Origin of the sequence: Agromyces tardus (assembly GCF_003710805.1) — a bacterium.
GTDB lineage: Bacteria > Actinomycetota > Actinomycetes > Actinomycetales > Microbacteriaceae > Agromyces > Agromyces tardus.
This window is the reverse complement of sequence record NZ_RHHB01000029.1, coordinates 23472-40055: the sequence shown is the minus strand read 5'-3', so window position 1 is coordinate 40055 and position 16584 is coordinate 23472. Positions and strand designations below refer to the sequence as shown.

The following is a 16584-nucleotide window of genomic DNA, read 5'->3' as shown; positions in this document are numbered from 1 at the left end:
CATGGTCATCACCACGGGCGGCGCGACCGGCACCCCGGTCGCGCCGCCCGCGCGCCCTGCGGCATCCGTGCCCGGAACGTCGGGAGCCTCGCGCATGCCGCGAGGCGACCGCGCGGCGCGGTCGGCGGCCGGCCGGGGTGCCCCCGACTCGCGACGTCCCGAGGCGGCCTGGCGTCGGCGCGACCGTCGCTGGGGCTACGTGTTCGTCGCGCCGCAGCTCATCGGCATGGCGGTGTTCGTGCTGCTGCCGTTCGTCGCGAGCCTCGTGCTCGCGTTCACCTCGTGGGACGGCCTCACCGAGCTCACCTGGGTCGGCTTCGAGAACTTCACCGCGCAGCTGCAGGACGAGCTGCTGCTGCGCTCGATCGTGAACACCCTGCTCATCGCGCTCATCACCGTGCCCGTCGGCCTCGGGCTCGCGGTCCTCATCGCGGTCGCGCTCGAGAAACTGAAGACCCGCACGCTCTACCTCATCCTCTTCTTCGCCCCTGTCGTGACGAGCACCGTCGCCGTCGCGATGATCTGGCAGCAGATGTTCCGCGTCGACGGCGTGCTCAGCACGACCATCGCGACCGTGTTCGGCGTCGCGCCGCCCGACTGGCTCGGCGATCCCGCGCTCGCGCTCCTCGCGGTGTGCATCGTGTCGATCTGGTCGTCGCTCGGCCTCAACGTCATCATCTTCCTCGCCGGCCTGCAGAACATCTCGCCGTCGGTGATCGAGGCGGCCCGCATCGACGGCGCCGGCGCGTGGCGGCTGTTCCGCAGCATCCGGATGCCGCTGCTCTCGCCGATCGTGTTCTTCTCGTCGATCGTGGCGTTCATCTCGTCGCTGCAGACGTTCGACACCGTATTCGTGCTCACGGCCGACGCGGGACCCGACAACGCGACGCGCACGATCGTGTACCACATCTACGACCTGGGCTTCGGGCGGTTCGAGTTCGGGCCGTCGAGCGCCGCCTCCGTGATCCTGCTCGTGCTGACGCTCGTGATCACGGCGATCCAGTTCGGCGTGCAGAAGAAGTTCGTGCACTACGAGGACGGGGCAGCATGACCGCCGCAGACATCGAGACCACGCTCGTGGGGCGTCCCGACCTCGAGCGCGCCGGCCGCCCGGGCCACCGCCGTCCAGTGCCGACGCCCGGATCCGGCCGCAGCCGGCGCTCGGCGGCATCCGTCGCCCTGCACGTCGCGCTCGTCATCGCGGGCGTCGCGATGGTGTTCCCGTTCGTGTGGATGCTCATCACGTCGTTCAAGACGCTGCCGCAGCTGCTGCAGGACCCGATGAGCTTCTGGCCGGCGCCGTGGACCGTCGACAACTACGTCGACGCGTGGAACGCCGTGCCCTTCGCGCAGGCCTACGCGAACAGCATCTACATCTGCGTGCTCGCCGTGGCGGGCACCCTGCTCACGGCGTCGATGGCGGGCTACGCGTTCGCGCGCATCCGCTTCCGCGGCAGCCGGGTGCTGTTTATCGTGTTCCTCGCGACGCAGATGATCCCGAAGCAGGTCACGCTCATCCCGTTCTACCTGCTCATGAGCCGGTTCGGGTGGGTGGACTCGCACCTCGCGCTCATCGTGCCCGCGATGCTCGTGAACCCGTTCGCGGTGTTCCTCATGCGGCAGTTCGTGCTGTCGCTGCCGAAGGAGCTCGAGGAGGCGGCGCTCGTCGACGGCGCCGGACGCTGGCGCACGTTCTGGAGCATCATCCTGCCGAACCTCAAGCCGGGCCTCGGCGCGCTGAGCATCATCGTGGCGCTCGACGTGTGGAACAGCTTCCTGTTCCCCCTCGTGCTGCTGAACTCGCCCGACCTCTTCACCGTGCCGCTCCTGCTCTCGAGCTTCCGCGGGCAGTTCGGATCGATCAACTACGGCCTCGTGATGGCGGCGTCGGCGATGGCGACGATCCCGATGCTCATCGCGTTCGTCATCGGGCAGCGGCGCATCCTCAACAGCATGGCGGCGTCGGGGCTGGGCGGCCGATGAGCGCCGCATCCGCCGGTCGAGTCGGCGCGCAGCCGTCCGCCGGTCGAGTAGGCGCGCATCCGTCCGCCGGTCGAGTAGGCGCGCAGCGCCGTATCGAGACCCCTGAAGCGGCGCGCGAAGGCCTCGATACGCTGCGCTACTCGACCGGCGAGGGTCTCGATACGCTTCGCACCTCGGCGGGCGAGGCACCGGATGCCGCGGCGCTCGCCGTGCTCGCGGGCGAGCACCTCGACCTCGTGCGCGCCCCGTTCACGCTGCCGCGCTCGCGCGTGCTCGTGTTCCGGCACGGCGACGGCCTGCGCGTGCACACCTCGGAGTACGAGCGCTCGCTCGACGACTGCGTGGTGCTCGAGTCGCTCGTGGTGCGCGGGCCCGACGGGTCGGCGCTGCCCGTGACGGAGGTGCTGCCGCATGTCATCGAGTTCGGCGATGGCGCGGTGACTCTGGCGTTCGCCGGTCCAGGGGCTCTGACCGTCGGTCGAGTAGGCGCGCAGCGCCGTATCGAGACCTCTCCCGTCGGTCGAGTAGGCGCGCAGCGCCGTATCGAGACCAGCGCCGACGAGGGTCTCGATACGCTGCGCTACTCGACCGGCGGGGCGGAGGGTCTCGATACGCTTCGCTACTCGACCGGCGGGGCGGAGGGTCTCGATACGCTTCGCTACTCGACCGGCGGGGCGGAGGGTCTCGATACGCTGCGCTACTCGACCGGCGGGGCGGGGGGTCTCGATACGCTGCGCTACTCGACCGGCGAGGGTCGCTCCTCGACCGGCGACGTGACCGTCGAGTGGACGGCGCCCGACGGGGTGGCGACGCGCGTCGTGCTCAGCGCGAATGCCCCCGCCGTGCGGCTCGACATCGTGGCCGACCGCGGCGTGCGGCACGCGGCATCCGTCACCCATGCCCACGATGTCGCGACGAGCGAGGAGCTCTGGCTCGACTGGTTCGCGCGCTGCCCGATCGTGCGCGACGACCTGCAGCCGATGACGGCGTTCTGCTGGTGGGTGCTCGGCGCCAACATCGTCGAGCTGCCGGCGCTCGCCGGCGCGCGCGCGGTCGTGCCGTCGAAGATCGGCTACGTGGGCCTGTGGCAGTGGGACGCGTACTTCATCGCGGTCGGTCTGCGGCACGGCGACCCCGCGCTCGCACGCGAGCAGCTCGAGCTCGCCTTCCGCTTCCCGAGCGCCGACGGGCAGCTGCCCGACGTCGTGCATGAGCTCGGCGTGCTTGCCACGAGCGACGACCTGCCCGCGGGTGACCGCGAGAACCTGCGCCGCGCGGGCAGCGCGATCGCGGATCCCGATGCGCCCGTGCCGCTCACGAAGCCGCCCCTCGCGGCCTGGGCGCTGCGCAAGGTGCTCGAGGTCGAACCTGTCGACGACTGGGCGCGGGAGCAGCTGCGCGTCATCCGCCGCTCGCAGGACTGGTGGTTCGCGGGCTCGGATCTCGACGGCGACGGGATGCCCGAGTACGGGCACCCGTACTCGTCGGGGCTCGACGACAGCCCGATCTTCGACGGACCGCTGCCGACGACGTCGCCCGACCTCGGCGCGTACCTCGTACTGCAGGACCTCGAGCTCGCACGCTTCGCCGAGCGATACGGCGACGCCGACGCGGCACCGCATGTGGAACGCGCCGAGCGGACGCTTGCGCTGCTGCTCGAGCTCTGGGACGACGCCGAGGGGCTGTTCCGGGCGCGAGCGGCCGGCGCACCCGTCGCGAGCGACACCATCGTGGGGCTCATGCCGCTGCTCACCGGGCGGCTTCCCGAGCGCGTCGTCGACCGGCTGGTGGCCGCGCTCGACGACGAACGACGGTTCGGTGCGCGTTGGTCGGTGCCGACGGTCGCGGTCGGCGATCCCGACTACTCGGCCGAGCGGATGTGGCGCGGCCCCGTGTGGATCAACACGAACGCGCTCATCGTGGAGGGGCTCGCGGCATCCGGTCACCCCGGTCGTGCCCGCGAGCTCGCCGAGCGCACGGTGCAGCTCGTGCTGCACGGCGGTGGGCCGCACGAGTACTTCAACCCCGAGACGGGGGAGAAGGCGCGCACCGCGACCACCGCCTTCGGCTGGTCGGCGGCGCTCTTCATCGACCTCGCGGTCGGGTTGAGCGCCCCGCCGCCGCCGCCGGTCGAGTAGCGCTCCGCTCGCCGGTCGAGTAGCGCGAAGCGCGTATCGAGACCTTCGCCGGTCGAGTAGCGCGAAGCGCGTATCGAGACCTTCGCCGGGAGGGTCTCGATACGGCCCTGGCGGGCCTACTCGACCGGCGGGGCAGGCCTACTCGACCGGCGGGTCCGGCGGACGAACCCCAAGCCGAGGCATCCGTTCTCACACTGTATACAAAATACAAACCGACGAAGGAGTCACGACGATGAAACGCAACATCCTCCCCCTGGCGGTGCCGATCGCCGCACTCGCCCTGCTCTCGGGCTGTGCGATGGGCGGCAGCGCCCCCGCTGCGGTCACGCTCGACCCGGATGCCGAGCTCTCGGGCGAGATCACGGTCTGGTCGTGGGATGTCGCGGCCACCGCGCTCGACCGCCTCGGCGCGCAGTTCGAGTCCGACCACCCCGGCACGACGGTGAACGTCGTCGACGTCGGATACGACAACGCCTACGACAAGCTCTCGGTGGGACTGCAGGCCGGCAGCGGGCTGCCCGACGTCGTGACGATCGAGACCGACCGCGCCCCCGGGTACATCAACGAGTTCCCCACCGGACTCGTCGACCTCACGCCGGTGCTCGGCGACGCCGAGGCCGACTTCGACCCGTTCAAGTGGTCGGCGCAGTCCGACGCCGACGGCGCGCTCAAGGTCGCGCCGTGGGACTCGGGCACGGTCGGGCTCTTCTTCCGCACCGACTACTTCGAGGAGGCGGGGGTCGACCCGGCGAGCATCGAGACGTGGGACGACCTGCTGGCCGCCGGCGAGACCATCAAGCAGGCCACCGGCCACACGCTGCTCTCGCTCGACGTCGCGAGCGGCGGCGCCTTCCAGTTGCTGCTGCAGCAGCAGGGCCAGGGCCTCTTCGACGCATCCGGAGACATCACGATCACCTCGCCCGAGGCGGTCGAGGCGCTCACGCTCCTGCAGACGATGAACGAGCGCGGCCTCCTCAAGAACGTCAAGGGCTGGGACGGCCGGGTCACCTCGGCGAAGGACGGCGACTCGGCGGTCACGCCCGAGGCGGTCTGGTGGATCGGCACCCTGCTCGGCGACGCACCCGAACTGTCGGGGAGGTACGGCGTCACCGAGCTGCCGGGCTTCGACGCCGACGGTGCTCGCACCTCGAACTCGGGTGGCTCCGGGCTCGCCGTGCCCGCCCAGGCGAAGAACCCCGACCTCGCCGCCGCGTTCGTGGAGTACGCGCTCGCCGACACCGAGAACCAGGTGTCGATGATGGCGAACGAGGGCCTGTTCCCGTCGTACCTGCCCGCCCTCGCCGACCCGTACTTCCAGGAGCCGCAGGAGTACTTCGGCGGCGAGCCCGTGTACGAACTCTTCGCCGAGCAGACCGCGAACATCCCGCCGATCACGTTCACGACCGACAACGCCGAGGCGAGCGACATCGTCGCGAACGCCGTGGTCGCGGCCGTGCTCAACGGCGCCGACCCGGCGACCGCGCTGCAGGATGCCGCGGAGCAGATCGCGACCGCGACCGGCCGCGAGATCGCCGAGTAGCCGTGGTCGCCACGTCCCTCGCGGTGCGCGAGCGGAGCCGGGCGACGACGACGCGCCGCCGGGCGCTGGGGCAGCGGCTCCAGCGCCCCGGCGCGTGGTTCGTGCTGCCGGCCGCACTCCTGCTCGCGGTGTTCTTCACGTACCCGCTCGCCTCATCGCTCTGGCAGAGCTTCTTCGCCACCTCGGGCGGCGTGAGCACCTGGGTCGGGCTCGAGCAGTACGCGCGGCTCTTCGAGGACCCGCTCATCGGCAAGAGCCTCGCGAACGCGGGGATCCTGCTCGTCATCCAGGTGCCGCTCATGATCGGGCTCGCCGTGGGCCTCGCGTACCTGCTCAACCAGTCGTGGCTGCGGTTCCGCTCCGGGTTCCGGCTGCTCACCTTCCTCCCGGCGGTCACGACGCTCGTCGCGTACGCCGTCGTGTTCCGCGTGATGCTGGCGACCGACGGGGGCGCGGTCAACCAGCTGCTCGCGCTCGCCGGGGTCGCGCCGATCGACTGGCTGAACGACGAGTGGTGGGCGCGCGTCGCGCTCATCGCCGCGATCACCTGGCGCTGGACGGGCTACAACATGGTCATCATCCTCGCGGGCCTCCAGTCGATCCCGGCCGAGTTGTACGAGGCGGCGCGCATCGACGGCGCCGGCAGGTGGCAGGTCTTCACGAGGGTCGTCATCCCGCAGCTGCGTCCGGTGCTCATCTTCACGACCGTCACCTCGACGATCGGCGCGCTGCAGCTCTTCGACGAGAACTGGATCCTCACCGAGGGCGGCCCCAACGACGCGACGCTCACGCCGGTGCTCTACCTCTACAAGGTGGGCTTCCGGCAGTTCGACTTCGGCTACGCGTCGGCCATCGCGTGGCTGCTCGTGGTGCTCACCGCGATCATCGCAGTCATCCAGTTCCGACTCATGAGGGAGAAGCCGTGAGCACGACCGCCTCCGTCGCCGCGGGCATGCGCCGCGGCATCCTTCGCGCCCCCGTCTACGTCGTGCTCGTGATCGCGAGCGTGCTCGCGGTGGTGCCGTTCGCGTGGATGGCCATCGCGTCGACGCACGCGACATCCGATCTCTTCGGAACGCCCCTGCCGGTGCTGCCCGGCGGCGAGCTCTGGGTCAACCTCGCCCGCCTGCAGGAGTCGGTGGACTTCAGCGGGGTGATGCTGAACAGCCTCGTGATCGCCGTGATCTACACCGTGTTCTCGTCGATCGTGAGCATCATGTGCGGGTACGGGCTCGCAACGTACCGGTTCCGCGGGCGCGGGCTGCTGCTGGGCCTCGTGCTCGTGACGATGATGATCCCGATGCAGGTGCTGCTCGTTCCGCTCTTCCAGATGATGGCGAGCGCCGGATGGATCGACACCTACCAGGCCGTGGTGCTGCCGTTCCTCGCGAACGCGTTCGGCATCTTCCTCATGCGGCAGGGGTTCCTCGACTTCCCGGTGTCGCTCATCGAGGCGGCGCGCATCGACGGGGCGAACGAGTTCCGCACCTTCTACCGCATCGTGCTGCCGGTGGCCCGGCCGCAGATCGCCGCGCTCGTGATCTACACGTTCATCAGCCAGTGGAACGCGTTCATCTGGCCGCTGCTCATGCTCAACACCGAGGACAAGTACACGGTGCCCGTCGCGCTCAACACGATGATCGGGATGTCGCGGGTCGACTACTCGGGCCTCATGCTCGGGTCGCTGCTCGCGACGCTCCCGCTCATGCTGCTCTTCCTCGTGTTCCAGAAGCAGTTCGTGTCGGGCCTGCTCGGCGGCGCAGTGAAGGGATGACGCGGCCCGTTCGGTCGAGTAGCGCGGAGCGGCCGTCGGTCGAGTAGCGCGAAGCGCGTATCGAGACCCCCTTCGCCGGTCGAGTAGCGCGGAGCGCGTATCGAGACCCCCTTCGCCGGTCGAGTAGCGCGAAGCGCGTATCGAGACCTCTCGTCGGTCGAGTAGCGCGAAGCGCGTATCGAGACCCCCTTCGCCGGTCGAGTAGCGCGGAGCGCGTATCGAGACCACATCGATCAGCGGGGTCTCGATACGGCCCTGGCGGGCCTACTCGACGCGAAGGGGGTCTCGATTCGGCCCTGGCGGGCCTACTCGACCGGCGAAGGGGGTCTCGATACGGCCCTGGCGGGCCTACTCGACCGACGGCGGTTCCGCCGCCGCCTTCTTCGGGAACGCCTTCCGCGCCAGCGCCGGCAGCAGGTCGAACCGGCCCTCGATCAGCGCGATCCGCTTCGCTCGACCCCAGCCCTGCACCTGCTTCTCGGCGGCGTAGGCCTGATCGATGCGCTCGAACTCGTGGGCGAAGACCAGCCGGACGGGGAGGCGTCGGCGCGTGTACTCGGCGCCCTCGCCGCGCGAGTGCTGCGCGACACGGCGCCCGAGATCGATGGTGCTGCCGACGTAGAAGGATCCGTCGGCGCAGCGGAGGAGGTAGAGGTAGGGCATTTGTCGAGGGTCGCATCGAACGGGAGCGACCCCGCTGGGGCGAGACGCCGGGCGCGATCGAATCGCGGACTCCGCCCTGTGAAGGAGGAGTGTCTCGGATGGTCCGGGGTCTCGATACGCGCTGCGCGCTACTCGACCGGCGGGGTGCGCTACTCGACCGGCGGCGGCGGTCAGGCGGTGAAGTAGGCGCTCGAGGCGTTGTCGAGGATGCGCTGCATCCCGTTCATCCAGTTCGCCTTCAGGGCGACGGATGCCGCGGCCACATCGCCGTCGGCGAGATGGCGCGCGATCTCGGCGTGCTCGGCCGCCACGCGCTCGATCATGACGTCGTTCGGCACGAGCAGCGACTCGTAGCGGTGGAAGGCGCCGCGCACGCTCGCGATGACGTCGAGCAGTCGCTGGTTGGGGCAGGCCGACAGCATGATGCCGTGCCACTCGTCGTCCTTCGTGACGACGAGGGCGTGCTCGACGACCTCCTGGTCGAAGTCGGCGGAGAGCCGGGTCAGTCGCGTGCCGATGGAACGGAGTTCATCGAGGGGGCTCAGTTCGAGCGCGAGGCTCTCGAGGGTGGCCATGACCGGCGCGAGCTCCTCGAACTCCCTCGCGCTGAGCGGCACGAAGCGGAAGCCCTTGCCGTTCTCGCTCGAGATCTGGCCCTCGCTCTCGAGGGCGATGAGGGCCTCGCGCAGGGGCGTGCGGCTGACGCCGAGCTCGGCGGCGAGCTGCACCTCGTTGATGCCCTCGCCGGGTCGCACCAGACCATTGCGCATGCGCGCGAGCAGCTCCTCGCGCACCTGCGAACGCAGGTTCTTGCGTTCGATCGCCATCTGCCCTCCAGACCCGGCTGCCGTCGCGGTAAGCCTAGGGCTTGACCCGTCCCGGCTTGCGGCTTACGGTGTGTGTATACAGAATACAGTGCGCACGCAACGCCTGTACAGTCCCACCCGAAAGGAACCGGAGTGACCGACGCGACGACGCGCCAGATCCGGCTCGACGCACTCGCCTACGGCGGCGACTACAACCCCGACCAGTGGCCCGAGGCGACCTGGCAGGAGGACGCCCGCCTCATGCGCGAGGCCGGCGTCAACCTCGTGAGCCTTCCGGTCTTCTCGTGGCCGCAGCTCGAACCGCGGCCCGGCGAGTACGACTGGGGGTGGCTCGACCGCGTCATCGACGTGCTGTGGGATGCCGGCATCCGGATCGACCTCGCGACGGCCACGGCCACGCCCCCGTCGTGGCTCATCCGCAGCCACCCCGAGATGCTCCCGTGCGACGCCGAGGGGCGGCGGCTCGAGTTCGGCTCGCGGCAGGCGTACTGCCCGAGCTCCCCGGTGTGGCGCGAGCACGTCGCCCGCATGGCCCGAGCGATGGCCGAGCGGTACGGCGACCACCCCGCGCTCGCGCTCTGGCACGTCTCGAACGAGTACGGCGACCACGTGTCGCGCTGCTGGTGCCCCGAGTCGGCCGCTCATTTCCGTCGCTGGCTCGAAGCGCGCTACGGCGACCTCGACGGCCTCAACGAGGCCTGGGGCGTGAACGTCTGGGGACAGCGCTACACCACGTGGGAGCACATCGAACCCCCGCGCCGAGCGACGGGCCCCATCAACCCCACGCAGCTCCTCGACTTCGAGCGCTTCTCGTCCGACGCGCTGCTCGAGCTCTTCCGCATCGAGGTCGACGTGCTACGCGCGGTGACGCCCGAGATCGCCGTGACGACCAACTTCATGAGCCTCCTCCGCGACCTCGACTACTGGCGGTTCGCCGAGGCCGAGGACCTGGTGACCGACGACGCCTACCCCGATCCGGCCGATCCGCGGGCGCACGTTCCCGCCGCACTCAACTACGGCCTGATGCGCTCGCTCAAGGCGGGTCAGCCGTGGCTCCTGCTCGAGCAGGCCGCGAGCGCCGTGAGCTGGCGCGACGTCAACGTGCCGAAGGCACCGGGGCGGATGCGGCTGGACAGCCTGCAGGCCATCGCCCACGGGTCCGACGGCGCGATGTTCTTCCAGTGGCGCCAGGCGAAGTACGGGCAGGAGAAGTTCCACTCCGCGATGCTCGGGCACCGCGGCGAGGCATCCCGCACCTTCCAGGAGACCAAGGCGTTCGGCGCCGAGCTGCAGCGCCTCGCCCCCGTGCGCGGCACCCGCGTGCGTGCTCGCGTCGCGCTCGTCGTCGACTGGGACTCGTGGTGGGGCACGTCGGCCGCCGAGTCGCTGCCGTCGCAGCGGCTGGGCTGGCTCGAGCAGGCTCGGGCGTGGCATGCCGCCCTGCACGCACTCGGCCAGACGGTCGACACGGTGCGCGCGACCGGACCGCTCGACGGCTACGACCTCGTCGTGGTGCCGAACCTCTACATCGCGGATGCCGCGCAGGCGGCCGGGCTCGCGGACTTCGCCGCTCGCGGCGGCCGGGTCGTCGTCGGTCCGTTCTCGGGTGTGGTCGACGCCACCGAGAAGGTGCACGACGGCGGTGCGCCCGGACCGCTGCGCGAGCTGCTCGGCGTCGAGGTCGACGAGCAGTGGCCGGTGCCCGACGGTGTCGCCGAGCACGTGCGGTTCGCCGGTCGAGGAGCGCGGAGTGCGTATTCAGCCGCCGGTCGAGTAGCGCGGAGCGCGTATCGAGACCCATCCACCGGCGAGGAGGGTCTCGATACGGCGCTGCGCGCCTACTCGACCGGCGGTGAGGGTCTCGATACGGCGCTGCGCGCCGACTCGACCGACGATGGGGGCGAGTACGCGAACCCCGTCTGGGGCGAGTGGATCGAACTCCACGACGGAACCGATGCGGTCGCCCATTACGCCAGTGGCGAGCTCGACGGCCGAGCCGCGATCACCCGCCGTCCCCGTGGCGACGGCGCCGCCTGGTACGTGAGCTGCGTGCTCGAACCCGACGGCATGATCGCCCTGTTCCGCGAGGTGCTGGCCGACGTCGGCCTCCCCGCCCGAGCGCGCACCGACATCCACCTCGAGGCCGTCACACGCAGCGACGACACGACCGATTACACCTTCGTGCTCAACCACGGCCGCGGCGAGCTCACGGTCGACGTGCCCGAGGGTGCCCACGACCTGCTCGGCGGCATCCGCACCGGCGATCGCCTGACCCTGCCGCGCTTCGGCGCTGCCGTGCTCGCGACCCCGCGAGCCGGCGCCGCCCCGTTCATCACGCTCTCCGAGCCCACCGACTCCCGCTCCACCGACTGAAGGCCCACATGACCGAACCGTTCGTGCACCCGTACATCCCCAACACCGCCCCCGAGACACGCGCCGCGATGCTCGCAGCCGTGGGCGCGGCATCCGTCGACGAGTTCTACGCCGACGTGCCCGAGGCCCTGCGACTCGGCCGGCCGCTCGACCTGCCCGAGCCGCTCGTCGCCGAGCAGGACCTCGCGCGGCACGTCACCGCGCTGCTCGCGAAGAACGTGTCGACCCACGAGAAGCTCAGCTTCCTCGGCGCGGGCACCTACCACCACTACGTGCCCGCGGTCGTCGACGAGGTCATCGGCCGCAGCGAGTTCCTCACCGCGTACGCGGGTGAGCCGTACGAGGACCACGGTCGGTTCCAAGCGCTGTTCCAGTACCAGTCGCTCATGGCCGAACTGCTCGCCATGGACGTCGTGAACGTGCCCACCTACGACGGCTTCCAGGCGACCGCGACCTCACTGTCGATGGCGGGTCGCATGACCGGCCGCCGTCGCGTGCTCGTCGCGAGCGACGTGCTGCCCGCGAAGCTCTCGAAGGTGCGCGACTACGTGCGCGTGCACCTCGACCTCGAGTTCGTCGCCACGGTCGACGCCACGGCGGATGTCGCGGCCGTCGCCGCGCGGCTCGGCGACGACGTCGCGGCCGTCTGGGTCGAGACGCCGAGCCGCACGGGTGCCGTCGAGGCGCGCCTGCAGGAACTCGCGGATGCCGCCCACGCCGTCGGCGCCGTGCTCGTCGTGGGCACCGACCCGATCGGCTACGGCGTGCTCACCCCGCCCGCCGAGCAGGGCGCCGACATCGTGTGCGGCGACATCCAATCGCTCGGCCTGCACCAGTGGTTCGGCGGCGCCCACGGCGGGTTCATCGCCGTGCACGACGACGCCCGGTTCGTGATGGAGATGCCGTCGCGGCTCTTCGGCCTCGCGACCACCGACGTGCCCGGCGAGTTCGGGTTCGGCGACGTCGCCTACGACCGCACCTCGTTCGCGCTGCGCGAGGAGGGCAAGGAATGGGTCGGCACCGCGGCCGCCCTCTGGGGCATCGCGGCCGGCGTGTACCTCGCGCTCATGGGACCGCAGGGCATGCGGGACCTCGGCGAGGTGCTGCTCGCCCGCACGCGGTACGCGCAGCAGGCGCTCGCCGCGATCCCCGGCGTGGCGCTCGGCGATGGCGCACTGCACCTGCGCGAGTTCACGATCGATCTGTCGGATGCCGCGCTCACGGCCGGCTCCGTCGTCGCGGCGCTTCGGGCGCAGGGCATCGAGCCGGGCGTGCCCCTGGGCGAGCACGAGCTGCTCGTGTGCGTGACCGAGATGACGAGCCAGCGGGACATCGACCGGCTGGTCGCGGCAGTCGGGGGGCTCGTCGACCGGGCTGGTCTCGATTCGGGCTCCGCCCTGGTCGACCGGCGAACGGCGGGTCTTGATACGGGCTCCGCCCTACTCGACCGACGAACCACCCCCACCAGCCAGGAGCAGTACGCATGAGCCTCCCCGTCGCACCGAAGCCCGCTCTCCGCCGGTTCCACCAGGCCCGCTGGGACGAGCCGATCATCTTCGAGCTGTCCACGCCGGGCGAGCGCGGCGTGCTCGTCACCCCGGTCGAACCGGGGGTGCGCGCCGCCGTCGGCGATGTCGTCGGCGACCTGCCCGACGGCCTGCGCCGTTCCGCGCCGCCCGCGCTGCCCGAGCTCGGGCAGATGCGCGTACTCAAGCACTACCTCCGGCTCTCGCAGGAGAACCTCGGCGCCGACCTCAACGTCGACGTCGGGCAGGGCACGTGCACGATGAAGTACGCCCCGAAGGTGAACGACCAGCTCATCGCGACGCCGGACCTCACCGCGCTGCATCCGCTGCAGGACCCCGACGACGCGCAGGGCGTGCTCGAGATCATCTGGCAGACCGAGCGGATGCTGGCCGAGATCTCGGGCATGGACCGGGTGTCGCTGCACACGCAGGGCGGCTCCGCCGCCATCTGGGCCAACATCGCCATGATCCGCGCGTTCCACGAGGCGAACGGCGAGGGCGCGCAGCGCCGCGAGGTCATCACCACGATCTTCAGCCACCCGTCGAACGCCGCCGCGGCGAAGGCCGCCGGCTACGAGGTGATCACGCTGCATCCGGACCCCGACGGGTACCCCGACCTCGCCGCGCTCAGGGCGGCGCTGTCGCCGCGCACCGCCGCGATCATGGTCACCAACCCCGAGGACACCGGCATCTACAACCCGGCGATCACCGAGTGGGTGGATGCCGCGCACGCCGTCGGCGCCCTCGCCTCGTACGACCAGGCGAACGCCAACGGCATCCTCGGCATCACCCGGGCGCGGGACGCGGGCTTCGACGTCTGCCACTTCAACATCCACAAGACCTTCGGCACGCCGCACGGCAGTGGCGGCCCGGGCACCGGCGCCAACGCCGTGAGCGAAGCGCTCGCCCCGTTCCTGCCGGGCCCGCGCGTCGAGCGCGAGGGCGACCGCTTCGTCGTGCGCGAGGCCGGTGAGCGCTCGATCGGGTCGGTCGGGCCGTTCTTCGGCGTCGTGCCGAACATCGTGCGCGCCTACGCGTGGATCATGGCGCTCGGCGCCGAGGGCCTCCGGGCCGTCGCCGAGACCGCGGTGCTCAACAACAACTACCTGATGACGAAGGTGCTCGAGATCCCCGGCGCGTCGGCGCCCTACGCCACGGGCCGGCGCCGGATCGAGCAGGTGCGGTACTCGTGGCAGGAGCTGTTCGAGGAGACGGGCATCACGTCCGAGGAGATCGGCGTGCGCGCGAGCGACTTCGGCATGCACTACTGGACGAGCCACCACCCGTATGTCGTGCCGCAGCCGTTCACGCTCGAGCCCACCGAGTCGTACTCGATGGCCGAGCTCGACGAGTACGCGGCGGTCCTCGCCGAGATCGCCCGCGAGGCGCGGGAGGAGCCCGAGACCGTGCGCTCCGCGCCGCACCGCCAGACCGTGCACCACACGCACCACGACGATCTCGACGACCCCGAGCGCTGGGCGATCACGTGGCGGGCGTACCGGCGCAAGTACTTCGGTGCGGGCGCCGTCGGCGGTGCCGGCTCCGGCGATGCTGCGGCGGATGAGGTCGCGGCCTGACGTGCTCGGACTCATCGTGAACCCCGTCGCCGGGGTCGGCGGTCCCGCCGGCCTCGCCGGCAGCGACGGCGCCGACGTGCAGCGTCTCGCGCGGGAGCGGGGTGCTCGTTCCCGGGCCGACGAGCGCGCGTCGGCGGCGCTCGCCGTGGTGGCCGCGTCGCATCCGAACGCGCGCGTGCTCACCGTCGCCGGCGCGATGGGGGAGCACGCGGTGCGCGCGGCCGGTCTCGAGCCGGTCGTGGTGGCGCAGTCGGGCGAGCCGACGTCGGCCGCGGACACTGCCGCAGCGGCGCGGGCGCTCGCGGCAGCCGGCGCGACACTCGTGCTGTTCGCGGGCGGCGACGGCACGGCACGGGATGTCGCGACGGGCCTCGCCCTCGCCGGTCGAGCAGCGCCGCCGGAGGCGACGCGTATCGAGACCCCTGGCGACGAAGTGGAGGGTCTCGATACGCTCGCTGGCGCTCGCTACTCGACCGGCGAGGCTTCCGTCGATCGAGTAGCGCGGAGCGCGTATCGAGATCTGGAGGGTGGTGGTCTCGATACGCTCGCTGGCGCTCGCTACTCGACCGGCGAGGCTTCCGTCGATCGAGTGGCGCGGAGCGTGTATCGAGATCTGGAGGGTGGTGGTCTCGATACGCTCGCTGGCGCTCGCTGCTCGACCGGCGAGGTGGCGGCGCTCGGCATCCCCGCCGGGGTCAAGATGTACTCGCCCGCGTTCGCCGTGAGCCCGAGCGCCGCTGGCGCCCTCGCGGCGGCCTGGCTCACCGAGGGCTCCCTGCCCACGCAGCTCCGCGAGGTGCTCGACGTCGACGAGGCCGCGCTTCGCCGTGCCCGGGTCGAGCCGCGCCTCTACGGCATGCTCCGGGTACCGGACCGCCCGGGGCGCACGCAGGCGCGCAAGTCCGCCACGTCCGCCGGCGAGCACGCGGCGGTGCGCGCCGCGGCGCACGGTGCCGCAGACCGGATGGAGCGCGGCATCCGCTACCTGCTCGGCCCGGGCGGCACGATGGCGGAGCTCGCGCGCGAACTCGGCGTCGCGAAGACGCCCCTCGGCGTCGACGTCGTGCTCGACGGCGAGCTCGTGCTCGCCGGCGCCTCCGAGCAGCAGCTGCTCGACGAGGTGCGGCGCGGCCCCGCCAAGGCGGTCGTGTCGATCATCGGCGGCCAGGGGTTCCTGCTCGGCCGCGGCAACCAGCAGCTCTCGGCGCGGGTCGTCGGCGAGCTCGGCGCCGATCCGCTCCTCGTCGTCGCGCCCGAGCAGAAGCTCATCGACCTCGGCGGACGTCCGCTGCTCGTCGACACGGGCGACCGCGACGTCGACGCCGGCCTCGCCGGATTCATCCGGGTCGTCACCGGCCCGGCATCCACCAGTCTCTACCCAGTCCACGCACCCGAACACGAAGGAGAAGGCCATGCGCCTTGAGCACAAGCAGGCGATCGTCACGGGCGGAGCGGGCGGCATCGGCCGCGCCACCGCCATCGCACTCGCCGCCGAGGGGGCCGCGGTCGCGGTCGTCGACCTGAACGGCGAGGCCGCCGAGGCGGTCGCGGCGGAGATCCGCGCCGCGGGCGGCACGGCGATCGCAGTGGCGGCGGATGTCTCGGACGAGGCCGACATCGAACGCACCGTCGCGACGACCGTCGCCGAACTCGGCGGCGTCAACGTCGTCTTCAACAACGCGGGCATCATCCGTCGCACGACCGCGGTCGAGACGACCGTCGAGGAGTGGGACCGCGTGTTCGGCGTGAACGTGCGCTCGATCTTCCTCATGTGCAAGCACGTGGTGCCGATCATGGCCGCGGCGGGCGGCGGCTCGATCGTGAACACCGGCTCGGGGTGGGGGCTCAAGGGCGGCGGCCGGGCGATCTCGTACTGCGCGTCGAAGGGTGCCGTGGTGAACATGACCCGGGCGCTCGCGATCGACCACGGCCCGCAGGGCATCCGCGTCAACTCGGTCAACCCGGGCGACGTCAACACGGGGATGCTGCGCGACGAGGCGCGCCAGCTCGCGCAGGACGCCGACGCGTTCCTCGCCGAGGCGGCCGATCGTCCGCTGCGCCGCATGGGCGAGCCCCGCGAGGTCGCGGCCGCCGTGGTGTGGCTCGCAAGCGACGAGTCGAGCTACGTGACGGGGTCGGCGCTCGTCGTCGACGGCGGCGGCATCGCCTGAGGCGAGGAGCGG

Annotated in this window: 13 protein-coding genes; 11 read left to right on the top strand and 2 right to left on the bottom strand. The window is 71.2% G+C overall.

Features of this window, described 5'->3' with window-relative positions; all coding sequences use genetic code 11:
• The first annotated feature begins 94 nt into the window (after positions 1-94).
• The 6 genes from EDM22_RS13325 (at position 95) to EDM22_RS13300 (ending at position 7435) form a co-directional block, all read left to right on the top strand.
• Positions 95-1051 carry a carbohydrate ABC transporter permease gene (locus EDM22_RS13325; protein ID WP_122937579.1) on the top strand — a complete coding sequence of 319 codons (957 nt, stop codon included), beginning with the start codon at positions 95-97 and terminating at the stop codon, positions 1049-1051.
• On the top strand, positions 1048-1983 hold the full coding sequence (locus EDM22_RS13320) for a carbohydrate ABC transporter permease (RefSeq protein WP_122937573.1): 936 nt from the start codon (positions 1048-1050) through the stop codon (positions 1981-1983). Before EDM22_RS13325 ends, EDM22_RS13320 begins: the two co-directional genes overlap by 4 nt.
• Positions 1980-4121 carry an MGH1-like glycoside hydrolase domain-containing protein gene (locus tag EDM22_RS13315; RefSeq protein ID WP_138708089.1) on the top strand — a complete coding sequence of 714 codons (2142 nt, stop codon included), beginning with the start codon at positions 1980-1982 and terminating at the stop codon, positions 4119-4121. The genes EDM22_RS13320 and EDM22_RS13315 overlap by 4 nt, the downstream gene beginning before the upstream one ends.
• A gap of 232 nt (positions 4122-4353) precedes the next feature.
• Positions 4354-5661 (top strand): ABC transporter substrate-binding protein, encoded by a 1308-nt coding sequence (locus EDM22_RS13310; RefSeq protein WP_122937571.1) that lies wholly within the window; start codon positions 4354-4356, stop codon positions 5659-5661.
• Between the two features lie 2 nt (positions 5662-5663).
• Positions 5664-6587 carry a carbohydrate ABC transporter permease gene (locus EDM22_RS13305; RefSeq protein ID WP_245989371.1) on the top strand — a complete coding sequence of 308 codons (924 nt, stop codon included), beginning with the start codon at positions 5664-5666 and terminating at the stop codon, positions 6585-6587.
• On the top strand, positions 6584-7435 hold the full coding sequence (locus EDM22_RS13300) for a carbohydrate ABC transporter permease (protein WP_245989369.1): 852 nt from the start codon (positions 6584-6586) through the stop codon (positions 7433-7435). The genes EDM22_RS13305 and EDM22_RS13300 overlap by 4 nt, the downstream gene beginning before the upstream one ends.
• Before the next feature lie 348 nt (positions 7436-7783).
• Here EDM22_RS13300 and EDM22_RS13295 read toward each other — a convergent pair whose 3' ends face one another.
• Positions 7784-8098 carry a GIY-YIG nuclease family protein gene (locus EDM22_RS13295; protein ID WP_122937570.1) on the bottom strand — a complete coding sequence of 105 codons (315 nt, stop codon included), beginning with the start codon at positions 8096-8098 and terminating at the stop codon, positions 7784-7786.
• A 170-nt stretch (positions 8099-8268) separates the two neighbouring features.
• A complete protein-coding gene (locus EDM22_RS13290; RefSeq protein WP_122937569.1) occupies positions 8269-8925 on the bottom strand; it encodes a GntR family transcriptional regulator in 657 nt (218 codons plus the stop codon).
• A 132-nt stretch (positions 8926-9057) separates the two neighbouring features.
• On the opposite strand from EDM22_RS13290, the gene EDM22_RS13285 reads away from it, so the two are divergent.
• Genes EDM22_RS13285 through EDM22_RS13265 form a run of 5 tightly spaced genes read left to right on the top strand, consistent with a single transcriptional unit; the run spans position 9058 to position 16572 of the window.
• Positions 9058-11298 carry a beta-galactosidase gene (locus EDM22_RS13285; protein ID WP_122937568.1) on the top strand — a complete coding sequence of 747 codons (2241 nt, stop codon included), beginning with the start codon at positions 9058-9060 and terminating at the stop codon, positions 11296-11298.
• An 8-nt stretch (positions 11299-11306) separates the two neighbouring features.
• Positions 11307-12785 (top strand): aminomethyl-transferring glycine dehydrogenase subunit GcvPA, encoded by a 1479-nt coding sequence (gene gcvPA, locus EDM22_RS13280; RefSeq protein ID WP_122937567.1) that lies wholly within the window; start codon positions 11307-11309, stop codon positions 12783-12785.
• On the top strand, positions 12782-14401 hold the full coding sequence (gcvPB, locus tag EDM22_RS13275) for an aminomethyl-transferring glycine dehydrogenase subunit GcvPB (RefSeq protein ID WP_122937566.1): 1620 nt from the start codon (positions 12782-12784) through the stop codon (positions 14399-14401). Before gcvPA ends, gcvPB begins: the two co-directional genes overlap by 4 nt.
• Positions 14385-15824 carry an ATP-NAD kinase family protein gene (locus tag EDM22_RS13270; RefSeq protein WP_212591951.1) on the top strand — a complete coding sequence of 480 codons (1440 nt, stop codon included), beginning with the start codon at positions 14385-14387 and terminating at the stop codon, positions 15822-15824. Before gcvPB ends, EDM22_RS13270 begins: the two co-directional genes overlap by 17 nt.
• Positions 15814-16572, top strand: a complete 759-nt coding sequence (locus tag EDM22_RS13265; protein WP_122937564.1) for an SDR family NAD(P)-dependent oxidoreductase — start codon at positions 15814-15816, stop codon at positions 16570-16572. The genes EDM22_RS13270 and EDM22_RS13265 overlap by 11 nt, the downstream gene beginning before the upstream one ends.
• Positions 16573-16584 lie beyond the last annotated feature (12 nt).

Bases quoted from the DNA above. Each gene is read 5' to 3' on its own strand.
- EDM22_RS13325 (WP_122937579.1), top strand. From the start codon at position 95: ATGCCGCGAGGCGACCGCGCGGCGCGGTCGGCGGCCGGCCGGGGTGCC.
- EDM22_RS13320 (WP_122937573.1), top strand. From the start codon at position 1,048: ATGACCGCCGCAGACATCGAGACCACGCTCGTGGGGCGTCCCGACCTC.
- EDM22_RS13315 (WP_138708089.1), top strand. From the start codon at position 1,980: ATGAGCGCCGCATCCGCCGGTCGAGTCGGCGCGCAGCCGTCCGCCGGT.
- EDM22_RS13310 (WP_122937571.1), top strand. From the start codon at position 4,354: ATGAAACGCAACATCCTCCCCCTGGCGGTGCCGATCGCCGCACTCGCC.
- EDM22_RS13295 (WP_122937570.1), bottom strand. From the start codon at position 8,098: ATGCCCTACCTCTACCTCCTCCGCTGCGCCGACGGATCCTTCTACGTC.
- EDM22_RS13290 (WP_122937569.1), bottom strand. From the start codon at position 8,925: ATGGCGATCGAACGCAAGAACCTGCGTTCGCAGGTGCGCGAGGAGCTG.
- gcvPA (WP_122937567.1), top strand. From the start codon at position 11,307: ATGACCGAACCGTTCGTGCACCCGTACATCCCCAACACCGCCCCCGAG.
- gcvPB (WP_122937566.1), top strand. From the start codon at position 12,782: ATGAGCCTCCCCGTCGCACCGAAGCCCGCTCTCCGCCGGTTCCACCAG.
- EDM22_RS13270 (WP_212591951.1), top strand. From the start codon at position 14,385: ATGAGGTCGCGGCCTGACGTGCTCGGACTCATCGTGAACCCCGTCGCC.
- EDM22_RS13265 (WP_122937564.1), top strand. From the start codon at position 15,814: ATGCGCCTTGAGCACAAGCAGGCGATCGTCACGGGCGGAGCGGGCGGC.